15 protein-coding genes and 1 tRNA gene are annotated in these 13,183 nt (G+C 58.9%); 10 read left to right on the top strand and 6 right to left on the bottom strand.

Going from position 1 to position 13,183, the window contains the following annotated elements; genetic code table 11:
• Positions 1 to 19 precede the first annotated feature (19 nt).
• The 3 genes from AC13RC_RS18055 (at position 20) to AC13RC_RS18065 (ending at position 2,802) form a co-directional block, all read left to right on the top strand.
• Positions 20 to 499: an Lrp/AsnC family transcriptional regulator gene (locus tag AC13RC_RS18055; RefSeq protein ID WP_488558015.1), complete on the top strand. Its 480-nt coding sequence runs from the start codon at positions 20 to 22 to the stop codon at positions 497 to 499.
• Between the two features lie 129 nt (positions 500 to 628).
• On the top strand, positions 629 to 1,696 hold the full coding sequence (locus tag AC13RC_RS18060; RefSeq protein WP_183812766.1) for a cyclic nucleotide-gated ion channel: 1,068 nt from the start codon (positions 629 to 631) through the stop codon (positions 1,694 to 1,696).
• Between the two features lie 167 nt (positions 1,697 to 1,863).
• A complete protein-coding gene (locus tag AC13RC_RS18065) occupies positions 1,864 to 2,802 on the top strand; it encodes a LysR family transcriptional regulator (protein WP_488558016.1) in 939 nt (312 codons plus the stop codon).
• Here AC13RC_RS18065 and AC13RC_RS18070 read toward each other — a convergent pair.
• Positions 2,753 to 3,487, bottom strand: coding sequence for an SDR family oxidoreductase (locus tag AC13RC_RS18070; protein ID WP_113395343.1), 735 nt, complete (start codon positions 3,485 to 3,487; stop codon positions 2,753 to 2,755). The two genes, AC13RC_RS18065 and AC13RC_RS18070, sit on opposite strands and share 50 nt — an antisense overlap.
• Before the next feature lie 224 nt (positions 3,488 to 3,711).
• Here AC13RC_RS18070 and AC13RC_RS18075 point away from each other — a divergent pair, with 224 nt between their 5' ends.
• The gene (locus AC13RC_RS18075) at positions 3,712 to 4,686 is read left to right on the top strand and encodes an alpha/beta fold hydrolase (RefSeq protein ID WP_488558017.1); all 975 of its coding nucleotides are present in this window, start codon (positions 3,712 to 3,714) and stop codon (positions 4,684 to 4,686) included.
• 3 nt (positions 4,687 to 4,689) lie between these two features.
• Here AC13RC_RS18075 and hisN read toward each other — a convergent pair whose 3' ends face one another.
• From hisN to AC13RC_RS18090, 3 genes are all read right to left on the bottom strand, one after another.
• Entirely contained in the window at positions 4,690 to 5,463 is a 774-nt protein-coding gene (hisN, locus tag AC13RC_RS18080; protein ID WP_488558018.1) for a histidinol-phosphatase, read from the bottom strand.
• 293 nt (positions 5,464 to 5,756) lie between these two features.
• Complete coding sequence (locus AC13RC_RS18085; RefSeq protein ID WP_488558019.1) at positions 5,757 to 6,212, bottom strand: YcxB family protein; 456 nt, start codon at positions 6,210 to 6,212, stop codon at positions 5,757 to 5,759.
• A gap of 146 nt (positions 6,213 to 6,358) precedes the next feature.
• Positions 6,359 to 7,243: an N-formylglutamate amidohydrolase gene (locus AC13RC_RS18090; RefSeq protein WP_069613332.1), complete on the bottom strand. Its 885-nt coding sequence runs from the start codon at positions 7,241 to 7,243 to the stop codon at positions 6,359 to 6,361.
• 287 nt (positions 7,244 to 7,530) lie between these two features.
• Here AC13RC_RS18090 and cpdR1 point away from each other — a divergent pair, with 287 nt between their 5' ends.
• Both cpdR1 and AC13RC_RS18100 read left to right on the top strand, forming a co-directional pair.
• On the top strand, positions 7,531 to 7,893 hold the full coding sequence (cpdR1, locus tag AC13RC_RS18095) for a response regulator CpdR1 (RefSeq protein WP_004117561.1): 363 nt from the start codon (positions 7,531 to 7,533) through the stop codon (positions 7,891 to 7,893).
• Between the two features lie 84 nt (positions 7,894 to 7,977).
• Positions 7,978 to 8,052: transfer RNA gene (locus AC13RC_RS18100), tRNA-Val, on the top strand.
• Positions 8,053 to 8,191: 139 nt separating this feature from the next.
• Here the strand turns inward: AC13RC_RS18100 and AC13RC_RS18105 are convergent.
• Positions 8,192 to 8,503, bottom strand: coding sequence for a hypothetical protein (locus AC13RC_RS18105; protein ID WP_113389199.1), 312 nt, complete (start codon positions 8,501 to 8,503; stop codon positions 8,192 to 8,194).
• A gap of 213 nt (positions 8,504 to 8,716) precedes the next feature.
• Here AC13RC_RS18105 and AC13RC_RS18110 point away from each other — a divergent pair, with 213 nt between their 5' ends.
• Both AC13RC_RS18110 and AC13RC_RS18115 read left to right on the top strand, forming a co-directional pair.
• A complete protein-coding gene (locus AC13RC_RS18110; RefSeq protein ID WP_069613279.1) occupies positions 8,717 to 8,962 on the top strand; it encodes a hypothetical protein in 246 nt (81 codons plus the stop codon).
• 177 nt (positions 8,963 to 9,139) lie between these two features.
• Positions 9,140 to 9,610, top strand: coding sequence for a hypothetical protein (locus tag AC13RC_RS18115; protein ID WP_113330505.1), 471 nt, complete (start codon positions 9,140 to 9,142; stop codon positions 9,608 to 9,610).
• A 44-nt stretch (positions 9,611 to 9,654) separates the two neighbouring features.
• On the opposite strand, the gene AC13RC_RS18120 is transcribed toward AC13RC_RS18115, so the two are convergent.
• Positions 9,655 to 9,906: a hypothetical protein gene (locus AC13RC_RS18120; RefSeq protein WP_183812751.1), complete on the bottom strand. Its 252-nt coding sequence runs from the start codon at positions 9,904 to 9,906 to the stop codon at positions 9,655 to 9,657.
• Between the two features lie 423 nt (positions 9,907 to 10,329).
• On the opposite strand from AC13RC_RS18120, the gene AC13RC_RS18125 reads away from it, so the two are divergent.
• A complete protein-coding gene (locus AC13RC_RS18125) occupies positions 10,330 to 11,430 on the top strand; it encodes a DUF475 domain-containing protein (RefSeq protein ID WP_488558020.1) in 1,101 nt (366 codons plus the stop codon).
• A 299-nt stretch (positions 11,431 to 11,729) separates the two neighbouring features.
• Complete coding sequence (locus AC13RC_RS18130) at positions 11,730 to 13,157, top strand: mannose-1-phosphate guanylyltransferase/mannose-6-phosphate isomerase (RefSeq protein WP_488558021.1); 1,428 nt, start codon at positions 11,730 to 11,732, stop codon at positions 13,155 to 13,157.
• Positions 13,158 to 13,183: the final 26 nt, after the last annotated feature.

Consider the following 13,183-nt stretch of genomic DNA (forward strand, 5'->3'; position numbering starts at 1 on the left):
TGCGGATATACGGTTGGATATGCCTAATACTCTTGAGCCCATTGATTTGAAGATTCTCGGCGCCCTTCAGAAGGACGGACGCCTGACGAATCAGGCGCTTTCCTCCGAAGTCGGGCTCTCGACGTCGCCATGCTGGCGGCGCGTGCGCCAGCTGGAAGAAACGGGCGTGATCCAGGGTTATACGGCCACCCTCGACAGGCGCCAGATCGGCCTCGGCGTCCTTGCCTTCATTCGGGTGAAGATCGACAGCCATAGCGAGGCGGAAGCCGAGGAATTCTCGCGCGACGTGCTGAAACTCAACGAGGTCGTGGCCTGCTACAGCATCGCCGGGGATGCGGATTTCCTGCTGCAAGTCGTAGCCGCTGATCTCGACAGCTACGCCGATTTCGCCATGGCGGTGGTGCGCCGCCTGCCGCGCATCAAGGAGATGCAGACCACATTCGTGCTGAAGGAAATCAAGCCATTCAAGGGCTTTCCGCTTGAGGTCGGCCAGCGATAGCAGCGCAAGGCACAGAGTGCCAGGTTAGGCATGGAGGAAGCAGCACGTCCCTGCGCTCTTTACGTTTGGATCTAAGCCATCCTATTCTCGGGCGAGTGGCTGCCCCCAGGGTATTGCCCGGGGGATATAATGTCGGCGCTTTCTTTCTCGAAGATTTCCTCATCGCTGAATACGCTTCTGGCTGCAATCGGTCTGCTGACGGTGGCGGTGCTTACGACGCCCGATATCGTCGGACAGACGAGGCTCATCCTGGAAGTCGTGCTTGCTGGCGTCTGGGCCATCTATGTTCTGCAATTGATCGAAACGCTGGTCATACATCGCGCAAAGGAGGTGCGCGGCAGAATCCCGGAAATCGCCGTCGACATGCTGGCCGTTCTGGTCCCTCTGGCCGCCTTCTTTCTCATCCGAGGGCGCGATCAAAGCCTCTATTGCGCCATCTGGCTTTTGAAGCCGCTGCGGGGTTCGATCTTCTTCCGGCTGCTGGGCAGGGTTCTGACCAAGGAAGCGCGCAACCTGATCGGCGTCACCTCTATTTTTGTCATCGTTCTGTTTGCCGCAGCACTTGCGGCTTACATCATCGAACGTGACGTCCAGCCTGACAAGTTCGGCAGTATCCCCCTAGCAATGTGGTGGGCCGTGACAACGCTGTCGACCACGGGCTATGGTGACGAAATCCCGCAAAGTTTCGCCGGTCGCACCCTTGCCGGACTGGTCATGATGTGCGGAATCGGCATCTTTGCCTTATGGGCCGGTATTCTTGCCACCGGCTTCTACGAAGAGGTTCGCCGCCAGGACTTCGTGCGCAACTGGCAGCTGGTTGCCGGAGTTCCGCTGTTTCAGAAGCTCGGTTCGGGTGCTCTCATCGAGATCGTACGGGCGCTGAGACCTCGCGTCGTGCCGGCCGGTGGCATCATCTGCCGCAAGGGCGAAGCCGGCGACCAGATGTATTTCATCGTCGAGGGCCGCGTCAGCGTCGCCACGCCGAACCCAGTGGAACTTGGTTCCGGCAGCTTCTTCGGCGAGATGGCGCTGATCACCGGCGAACCCCGCTCAGCGACCGTCAGCGCCGCGACCGAAGTCTCGCTGCTGTCGCTCTATGCGTCGGATTTCCAGATGCTATCGAGCAGCAGCCCCGAGATCGCCGAGATCATCCGCCAGACCGCGCTCGAACGGAGAGCGGCGGCACCGAAGGCTTGACGCGATCGGCTTCATGCAGCAGGATTCTCCGAGAGCACAATAAACTGCGGATACCGACTGCCATCCCGTGGTGCATTGACGTCGATATAACGGATATGGCAGCCTGACGAGTATTGAGCGCCGTCTCCTTATTCGAGGGCGCCTTCACATTGGTTCGGCACGGCTCGATGCACCCCCGATTACTCAAGACATTCCTGGCGGTCGCGCGGAACCGGAATTTCACCCGTGCAGCCGAAGAGGTCCATCTCGCGCAATCGAGCGTAAGCGATCAGATCCAGTCGCTCGAGGCTGAATTGAGCACTGCGCTTTTTATCCGGTCGAGATCGGGCCTGGAGCTGACGGCAGCTGGCGAGGCACTGAAACCCTATGCCGAGGAATTACTGGCAATCGCCTACGAGGCGCGCGCTGCCGTTGAAGCAGTCTCCGCAGCTGCGGCTGGCAAGGTGACGATCGGCGCGCTAGAGACCATTGCTTCCATGAAGCTTCCGCAATGGCTGCCGACCCTTCGGCGCGATCATCACGATATCGATCTGCGTGTTACGATCGCGGGCAGCGGCGATCTATTGCGCAAGCTTGAAGCCGGTGAGATCGACGTCGCCTTCTGCTTTGACAGGGGCGAGGTCGATGAACGCCTCGCAAAGCGAGTGATATCGACGGAGCCGCTGATCCTCATCACCCCTCCCGCACCGGAGGCGTCATCAAAGACGAGCGATCTGGCGGCACTCGCTTCGATGAACTTCGTAGCAACCGAAGACGGCTGCATCTACCGGCACCTGTTCGACAAGGCATTCGAGGCAGCAGGGACGGCAGCACCGAAGCTCGCCGCCGAAGTCGGCAGCATCGGCACCATTGCGCGGCTCGTGGCAGCCGGTACGGGCTCGAGCCTTGTTCCTCGGTTTGCCGTCGCCGACGCACTCCATCGTGGCGAAATCGACGAAATGCCCTGGCCGGGGCCAATGCGGACAGCCTCGCTTGTGATGATCTGGCGGCGCAGGCGTGTTCAGCCGCCGGCTTTGAAGCTGTTCCTGGCTTTCGCAAGCGCCGGCTTTGCGTCCACTAGATCAGCCGATGTCCGCCCTCGACATGCAGTATCGTCCCTGTTGTGAAGGCGTTGCCCATCAGGAAGCTGATAGCATCGGCGATGTCTTCCGGTTGTCCCACTCGTCCGACTAACAGCCGCTTTGCCATCGCGCCCAATGCTTCCTCTTTCCGATCACCGGCAACGAACGTCCAGATGGGCGTATCGACCCAGCCAGGTGAAACGGCGTTCACACGAATGGGCGCCAACTCGACGGCGAGTGCGCGAACCAGCCCTTCCAGACCAGCATTGACGGCAGCGACCACCGACCCTCGTGCAGCCGGGCGATAAGCAGCAATGCCTGACGTGAACGTGATGGAGCCAGCGGCAGAGAGTAAGGGCGACCCATATTTCGCAAGCAGCAGCGGACCGTAGAATTTACTGTCCACGACCCTCTGCGCAGCCCTGAGGTCCAGGGAAGGCAGCAGCTCATAAGCGCCCTCGATATCGGCGGCAGTGCTTACGATATGGTCCAGCCGCCCGATGCGCTCAAACAGATCGGCGACCTGGCTTTCTTGCGTAATGTCGACTGTCTCAACGGAAAGCGACGGCCTTTGAAGTTCCGTGCAAGCGCGCTTGAGCTTATCCGCGTTCCGTCCAGCGATAATGACCTCGGCTCCAGCTGCGAGCGCGCGTTTCGCCAGCGCCAATCCCATTCCGGAGCTGCCGCCGACAATAAGAATTCTCGAATTCGCAATTTCAGTGATTGCCATGTCTTCCATTCCAGCAGGTGATGACCATGGCCGAACATTCGCAAAGCTGCGCAAGAAGATGAAACGGAGAAAAACGATAGCGTCATCGGAATCGCCGATGGAAGAGTATCGTCTTGAGAAGCGCGGAATTCGATTGCCGGAACCGCTAACAAACCTGTTGCAATTCCACGAGGCTGCGCTATCCCCTTGGAATGAGCCATTGGTCAGCGAGGCGCGACACCGTCATGGATTCGGTCCTCTATTCCACAGCAGATAATCAGGTGCCGGAAAACCGCACCGAAGGCTTCTTCGAAAGTTTTGACGGCCGCAAGCTGCGCTATGCCGTCTTCCGCTGCGAGCAGCCGGTTGCCAAGGGAACCGTTGTTCTGCTGCAGGGCCGTAACGAATTCATCGAAAAATATTTCGAGACGATCCGTGACCTCACGGCCAAGGGTCTGTGGGTCGCGACCTTCGATCTGCGCGGCCAGGGCGGATCCGAGCGGCTGCTGAAAGACCCGCTGCGCGGCCATATCCGCCATTTTTCCGATTATGAGCGGGATCTGACCGCCTTTCTCGACAAGATCGTCCTGCCGGATACCCGCCTGCCCTTTTTTCTGCTCGCCCATTCGACGGGCGCGCTGATTGCGCTCTCAGCGGCGCCGAGGCTTGCAAGCCGCGTCGAGCGCATGGTGCTGTCGGCTCCCTTCATCGGCTTGACCGGCCATGGCGCCTCCCCTGGTTTTATCCGCTTTCTGTCTGGCGCGGTCAGCGGTGTCGGCCTAGGCCGGATGCAGTTCAGCAAGAAGTTCAAGGAAAGGCCATTTGCTGAAAACCCGTTAACGACGGACGAGCAGCGCTACCGCCGCAACATCGGCATCGGCGCCACCTATCCGCAGCTTTGCCTGGGACCGCCGACGGCACGATGGCTGTCGCAGGCCCTGCGGGCGATCGAACGGGTCAACAGGCCCGAACACCTGTTTTCAATTCAGGTCCCCACCGTCTTGATCGCGCCGACGCGCGACGGCGTGGTGCCCTATGCCGATCAGGAGCGGCTGTCGCGTTATTTCCGTGCCGCTCAGCTGGTTCCAATTCACGGCGCCAAGCATGAAATCCTGCAGGAACGGGACATCTATCGCAACCAGGCACTTGCCGCGATCCACGCCTTCATCCCTGGCAGCGACGCCGAGAGCAATGCCTATGAGATCGAAGCGCAAGCTTGATTCTCAGCGGGACAGGACGGCCAAAGCCTGCTCGTAAACGGCTCGGCTGCCGGCCGCGATAATCGTTCCGCCCATTTCCGGCCGGCCGCCTTCCCAGGTGGTCATAATGCCGCCGGCCTGCTCGATGACTGGAATGATGCCGCCGACATCATAGGGCTTCAGCGAATTCTCGATGACGAGATCGATATGGCCGGCCGCTAGCAGCGCATAGGCATAGCAATCGCAGCCGTAGCGGAAGAGCCGGACCTGGCTTTCGATTTCGCGATATTTGGCAAGCTCATCGCCGACGAAGAGATGCGGCGAGGTGGTGAAGAGGATGGCATTCGAGAGGCTGCCGCAATCGCGGACCTGCAACCGTCTCTCGCCATCAGGGCCCGAATAGGTAGCGCCATTGCTATCAGCAAAATAGCGCTCGCCGGTAAAGGGCTGGTCGATCAGGCCCATGACGGCGCGGCCGTTCTTCTGCAGGCCGATCAGTGTTCCCCAGACCGGGACGCCTGAGATGAAGGCGCGCGTGCCGTCGATCGGATCAATGACCCAGACATGCTCGCGGTCGAGCCCGACATTGCCATGCTCCTCGCCCAGAATGCCATGTTCCGGGAATTCGGCCTCGATCAATGCGCGAATCGCCTGTTCGGCCGCACGGTCTCCTTCCGTCACGGGATCAAAGCCCTTGGCTTCCTTGTTGACCACATCGATGCCGGCACGAAAGCGCGGCAGGGTTTCGGCCTTGGCCGCTTCGGCCAGACGATAGAAGAACGAGCGATCGGGAAGCATGGTGAATCCGGATAAGTGACGGGACGGCGATGTCATAACGCATATAAGTCGCGAAGCAAACCGGCTGATGACGCGCTGGGCGCAATGCCTGCGGATCAGGCAGGATTTTTAAGTTTGCCTAAATATTTTGCACTGCAATAAAGTGCTTGACATTTGTGCAACGCAGCAGCAATATCCTCATGCAGTCTTCTGACTGTAAATACCCTCCTTGGGTGTTTCCTCCCTAGACTTAGCCGCGCCACGAGCGCGGTTCTTTTTTGCCTGGCCTACCTATTTTGCAAGGGAATCCGCATTCACTGCGGTACTGTGGAAGGCACCTTCGATTTCACAAAATCGAGATCATTGCTGTCTGCCGTCTGAGTGGGCAGCGTCATGAACTGGTTGATGGCTGTAAATATCATCCAATAGGTCGGCCGCTGCCAGATTTCGGTAACGGTGGACCAGGGAATTTTAGCCGACCCCAACTCGGACGCTACGTCAAACCCTTCCTGATGAAAAGCAAACACCGCCTGTCGTGTCGACATTTTGCGGAACTTTCCAACCGTATTGCGGTAATGCGCGATCCATAAGACGATAATCATAGCCGGGCAGAGAAGAACGAGGCTGCCGAAAACGCCGGTCAGCCATCCGGTGCCATCACTCCAAAGCTGCCAAAGAAAAAGCAGGATTATTGCAATTTCAGCGACCCAGAGGCGCTGATTGACAATCAGCCGCCGCCAGACAAAGGCCGTCACGGCATCGCGCAGCATTTCCTCCGTGTAGGTGACGGTGATAGTCCGATGCATCGCCCACCCACTACGCACAGCCTATCGGCAGCTTCGAATTCCGACGTCGCCCATAAGCAGATTTTGCCTGGCCGCGCGTCAATTCGGCAAACTCAACGACGACAAAACGATCATTCGGCGGCCAGCGCCGGATCGCCCGTATAGGATTCCACATGCTCCGCCATGCGCTTCATGAAGAGCGTGATGGCGGCGGCGACCTTGTCGAAATCCGGACGCTTCTCGAGCGTTGTCTCGTCGACATAGAGAGAGCGATTGACCTCTATCTGCAGGGCATGCAGCCCGCGGGATGGGCGGCCGTAATGTTCGGTGATGAAGCCGCCGGCATAAGGCTTGTTGCGCACCGCGTTGAAGCCGAGCTCCTCGAGAATCTGCATGGCCGCGCGCGAAAGCTCGGCGGAGGCGCTGGTGCCGTAGCGATCGCCGAGGATGAAATCCGGCCGCATGTTGCTGCCGGCGATACGGATATTGCCCGGCATGGAATGACAATCGACCAGCACGCCGAAGCCGAATTTGACATGGGTGCGCGCGATCAGTCGCCGCAGCGTGGCGTGGTAAGGCTTGTAGATCGTGTCGATGCGCTTCAGCGCATCTTCTACCGGGACGCGGCGCGCATAGATCTCCATGTTCTCGGCGACGATTCGCGGGATCGTGCCAAGACCGCCGGCGACCCGCAGCGAATTGATGTTCGCATAGGATGGTAGTGCACCGTCGAACATGCGCGGATCAAGCTCATAGGGCTCGCGATTCACGTCGATATAGGCGCGCGGAAAATTGGCAAACAGCAGCGGCGCACCGAGAGAGCTTGCCGCCGAAAAAAGCTCGTCGACATAATGATCCTCGGAGCGGCGGATGGCGATGCCCTGCAGGCGGGACTGGGCGACGAAATCGGGGGGATAGATGCGACCACTATGAGGCGAGCTGTAGACAAACGGTATCGTCTGGGAGGCTGGCTCCAATACCTCGAAAATCTCGAAACTGCGCATTTCTGCGGACATCAACGTCTTTACCATGTCAACAACTTGTCGCGGTAATCATGTTGCCAGTTGCATGACCGCAAGTCCATAGTAACTTGAGCGAAATGGCCTTAATCCAAAACACCGTATTCGGAATCTCGGAAGCCCGATTAGCGAAAACGCAGGACGTTTTCGTGGAATCCACCTATGCTTCGAACAAATGCTGGAATGGCGCGTTTTGGCTGACCATTCACGGCTTGTTTACGGCGTCGCGGTACCCTAAACGCTGGACGAGTCCAACAAGACAAAGTTGATTAGCGATAGAGATGATGACCCAGAAGATACTTCTTGCCGAAGACGACAACGACATGCGTCGCTTTCTCGTGAAGGCACTCGAAAAAGCCGGCTACAAGGTCTTGTCCTTTGACAATGGAGCCAGCGCTTACGACCGGCTGCGCGAAGAGCCGTTCTCGCTGCTTTTGACTGACATCGTTATGCCCGAGATGGACGGCATCGAGCTGGCGCGGCGCGCCACCGAGCTCGATCCCGACCTGAAGGTGATGTTCATCACCGGCTTTGCCGCCGTCGCTTTGAACCCCGATTCGAAGGCGCCGAAGGATGCCAAGGTCCTTTCCAAGCCTTTCCACCTCCGCGAGCTGGTCGACGAGGTCAACAAACTCCTTGCTGCATAAGGCTTTCGGCGGCCCAGTCACAAAACCGAAAAAAAGCCTATTGACGGCGACCAAGGTTTTGTGATCTATGCGCCGCCATCGGATGGGCGTGTAGCTCAGCGGGAGAGCACTACGTTGACATCGTAGGGGTCACAAGTTCGATCCTTGTCACGCCCACCATCCTAATTCGCTGAAAAGCAAGGCCTTTCGAGAAATCGAAAGGCCTTTTTCATTTCCTGTCGTTTGGCTACATCTGCGCATGTCGCGGAAGTTTTGCATGGGCAAAGTGTTTCGCCAGGCCGCGGCCGTTTGTCGACCGTCAGCGATCCAGAATATGCCGCAGCACCGCCGTCGTCGGGTAGGCATAGACGCCACGATCGACGAAGCCCTGGCGGTAGAGGCAATCCCTGAGAGCCAGCCAGTAGAGTGTGCTGTTCGCATCCGGCGATCCACGCCGCCAGGAATAGGCTTCGGGCTCGCAATGATTGAGAGCCCTGTCATATCTTGCCAGCACCACTGGATCGCTGTCGGCGCGAATGCCGCCATAGTAGGTCTGGTAATTCGAAGGCGCCTCACCGGCAGAGACGCATGCCAGGCTCAAAATCGCTCCCAGCGCTAACATCATTCTCATGTGCTTCGATCTCCAACTAGCTGCGTCCCGAAAAATTCGAGCGCAGGTCGAGAATAGTAGTCTTTTGAAAGATAGCCAATCACATGCTGCTGTTCGCTGCGATTGCGAGTTGAACGGAACCTGCGACACAAGTTCCCGCCACAAGCCGCTTGACTTCCGGCCGCGCCGTCATCCTACTGTCATATCAGCGCATCGATCATACGGGAGGACGAGATGACGGTGGTGAAGCGGCAGTTCTACAAGAACCACAAGCCCAACGGCGATGAATATATGTTTCACCTCGCCCGCGACACCGAAAGCGGCGAGGTCTACGTCATTCGCCAAGCGGATTATGTCGTCGACGGCGGCAGCGAGAAGAGCATGACCCTTTATGAATTCCTGGCCGGTGGCGGCAATCGCCAGAATGCCCTGCTACAGTTGATCGGCTCGCTCGTTCCGGAATCGGCGCAGCAACATTAACGCACTTCGCGCAAGGACCGCGGATGGCCTTGCAACAGCGAGATGTGTGACGTCAAACGCTGAAGCGCCCAGTGTGAATCCGAGCGATTTCAGCGGGTTTCGGGTTTGCGCCCCGCTTCGGGTTGACTGCCACATTTGGATCGGCGAATTTGCTGGGGCTTGAAAGGAGCCCCACTTATGAGATTCGCAGGCATTGCTTTTGGATTGACCATCTTGGCCGCAACCTCGGCCGGCGCAGTGGATGATTTCCCATCGAAAGGCGTCACCGTCGTTAGTGGAAAATGCTCCAAGCTCGTGGTCGGCAAGCTCGATGCCTCCAAGGGCTGCAAGGCCGAAATCGCCAGCGTCACCGGCCCCGATGGATCCGTGACCTTCATCTTCACGTCCGGCGGCAAGATGCTTGGCTTCCAAGGCAACGGCAAGGGCATCAAGGCAGGCAGCCAGAAGGGGACGGCGCAATTGCCGATCGACGTCATCTCGACCGGTGCCGGCGGCAAGATATCGGGCCAGGTCGAAGCCAGGGGCACTTGCACCTTCGCCAATCCCTATGCCGGCAAGCCGATCGCCATCGAATGCTCGGCCAAATCGACCGAGATGAGCTTCAACGGCAGCTTTACTTCCGACGGCAAGACGCCTCGACACAAGTAGCGCCCATTCGCCGCGCTGCCACCGTCCGAGCTCCAACACTCGAATTAATGCCGCGGCGTGGTCTTTTGCTTCCGACCATGATTGGCATCCGCCGGCGACTCGCGCGACAGGTCTGCGCCGTTGACGTGTGCAGGAACATGCACATCCTCGTGGGTGACGGGATGCAGGGTAAGATCCACCTGATGCGGCGGCAGGACCTGAGCTTGGCGTAGCGTATTCGGCCGTGCCTTTTTCTGTCGTTCCGTCAGTTCCGGTTTTTGCGTTTGCGACTTGGGGTGGATGGGTGTCGGGCTCATCGGAGCTTCTCCTGTCTGTCGCTGTTATCGGGATAACGATCCGCCTGAGGTTTTGAAGCGGCGGGGGGCGGCACAAGGCCGCTTGAAGGGCAAACGCGGCCCTCCCTGTTTGGTTCCTCGAATTCGCAATTATCAAGGGCAGTTGCTGTCGCCACGATTTCAACTCTTGACCTGCATCGCAACTTCACTAACTATGAAGCATCTCCGTGCCTCCCTGACATCGGCGACGGATTGAACTTTGGTGCCGGGCCCCTCTGGCGAGAGTTTTCACGGCGCTCTCGCGATGTCGGTACCGCCTGCAGATGAGCCGGCGGACTTCGTTTCCATGATCAGCTTGACCATGCCTCACCCGCATGCCGTCTTCGGTATGCGGCTATGCGCGCAATCCGGACAGATTCACTCCCTTTGCGGCGAGGCGCGCACATGAACTCGCGCACCGCTTCAAAATCCGTACTCGGCTATTTCGGCTGGGCTTTTGCCGCTACAGTCGGCGGCCTTGCCCTCGGTGCCCTGCTGGGCTGGAACACCACCGGCACCTTCAGCGGTCTTGCCACGGCCTTCTTCATCTGTGCCGTCCTCGCCGTGCTCGAAATCTCGCTTTCCTTTGACAATGCCATCGTCAACGCCAACAAGCTGAAGGAGATGACGCCGGTCTGGCAGCATCGCTTCCTGACCTGGGGCATCATCATCGCCGTCTTCGGCATGCGGATCATCTTTCCGCTGGCGATCGTCGCCATCGCCGCCTGGATCAATCCATGGGAAGCGTTGCAACTCGCCGCCACCAGGCCTGAGCAATATGCAGAGATCATGCAGGCGGCACATCTGCCGATCGCCGCCTTCGGCGGCACCTTCCTGATGATGGTGGGCCTGACCTATTTCTTCAATCACGAAAAGGACGTGCACTGGATCAGCTTCATCGAGAAGCGGATGGCGCATTTCGCCACCGTCAAGGGCGTGGAGATCGCCTTCGTGCTGATCATGGTCCTCATCTTCACCTCCGTGCTTGACGGTGACGACGCCACGACCTTCCTGCACGCCTCGATCTACGGCCTCCTCACCTTCCTGCTCGTGGAGGTTCTGGCCGGCTTTCTGGATGCCTCGCAAAGAACGATGAGCGCGGCGGCAAAGGGTGGATTCGGCGCTTTCCTCTATCTCGAAATCCTCGACGCCAGCTTCTCCTTCGACGGCGTCATCGGCGCCTTCGCTCTTACCCAGAACCTCTTCATCATCGCGATCGGCCTCGGCATCGGCGCAATGTACGTCCGCTCCATGACGATCATGCTGGTGGAAAAAGGCACTCTCGCCCACTATCGCTACCTCGAACATGGCGCCTTCTACGCCATACTGATCCTTTCGGTGATCATGTACGTGCAGACGCTGACGCATATTCCGGAAGTCATCACCGGCCTTGGCGGCGCGGCCCTGATCGGCATCTCGCTCTGGTCCTCGATCCGGTACAACAGGCGCAATGGTCTCGGCCATGCGCCGGTGCACGATGAAGAGCACGACAGGGCGGAAGCTTGATCTCCGACATAATGACGATCATCACCATGGCCTCGCTGGCCTATGGCGGATCCTGAGGGCAGAATCGTACTTATCGATTCTGCCTCTCTCCCCCCTTTCGGAAAGGCGCGCGCAGCGGACTTTCATCGGGATTTCCGAGCCGAGATCGCCGAATGTTTACGCTACTGGCATATTAGCGCTAGCGTTTTGCCAAAAAATATCGCAATGGCGATTGACGTTGTCGAAGGAGCACGGCGGAAAGCGCAACGGTTGCGCTCTCGATGCCGGCTCTCGTTTGAAGTGTCCAGGAGAGGCAGAGTATGGCAGCAAAGATCGTTCCGGTGATCATGGCAGGTGGCAAGGGTACGCGGCTATGGCCGCTGTCGCGCGCTTCCGCTCCGAAGCAATTCATCCAATTCATCGGCGACAAGACGCTGTTCCAGAACACTTTGGAGCGGGTGGCCGATCCCGAGCTCTATGAAGCGCCGATCGTCCTGACCAATGAGGAATTCCGTTTCCTCGTCGCAGAGCAGGCCCGCGAACTCGACCTCAAACTGGCCGCCGTGCTGCTGGAGCCCATCGCCCGCAATACTGCCGCTGCCGTTGCCGCCGCCGCTGCGCTCGTTACCGAGCTCTTCGGCAAGGACGCGATCATGCATGTCCTCGGCTCCGATTACGAGATCGATGCCAACACTATCTATTATGATTGCGTGCGCCTGGCCCGCGACACGGCACTGCAGGGCAAGCTCGTCACCTTCGGCATCAAGCCGACCGAGCCGGCCACCGGCTACGGCTATATCGAAACCGGCAAGGCGCTCTCGACCGGCGCCCATGCCGTCAAGCGTTTCGTTGAGAAGCCTGTCCTGGAAAAGGCAAAGGAGATGGTGGCAAGCGGCAGCTTCTACTGGAACTCCGGCATGTTCATGTTCTCGGCCGCCCAGCTTCTCGCCGAAATGAAGGAATTTGCGCCCGACGTCGAAAAGGCTGCCAGCAAGGCCGTCTCGAAATCGACGCGCGATCTCGATTTTACCCGCCTCGACGCTGACAATTTCTCCAAGAGCCCGGACATCTCCATCGACTACGCGCTTATGGAAAAGACGGCTAACGCCGCCGTCGTTCCCTCGCCCTTCACCTGGTCCGATCTCGGCAGCTGGGATGCGGTCTGGAAAGTCGGCAGCCGCGACGAAAGCGGCAACGTGTCGGCCGGCGCCACGACGCTGGTCAACACCAAGAATTCGCTCGTCATGTCGCATAGCCTGCACGTTGCCGTGCAGGGCCTTGAGGATGTCGCCGTCATCGCCAGCGAAGACGCCGTCTATGTCGGCCACCTCAAGGACAGCCAGGAAGTCGGCAAGCTCGTCAAGCTGCTGGCGAGCGAGAAGAAGACGGCCAAGCTCACGGAAACGCACCCCACCTCTTACCGCCCCTGGGGCGGCTATACCTCCGTGCTGAACGGTGAGCGCTTCCAGGTGAAGCGCATCTTCGTGCTGCCGGGCAAGAAGCTGTCGCTGCAGAAGCATCACCATCGCTCCGAGCATTGGATCGTCGTCAAGGGCACGGCCGAAGTGACGGTCGGCGAGAACGTGCAGATGCTCCGCGAAAACGAATCGATCTATATCCCGCTCGGCGAAGTGCATCGCCTGGCCAACCCGGGCAAGATCCTGCTGGAGCTCATCGAAGTGCAGACCGGCTCTTATCTCGGCGAAGACGATATCATCCGCCTTGTCGACGAGTTCGGCAGAAGCTGAGCGCAGGCAAACAGATCAAGATTTCA

This window comes from Martinezella sp. CNPSo 3890 (genome assembly GCF_057784455.1).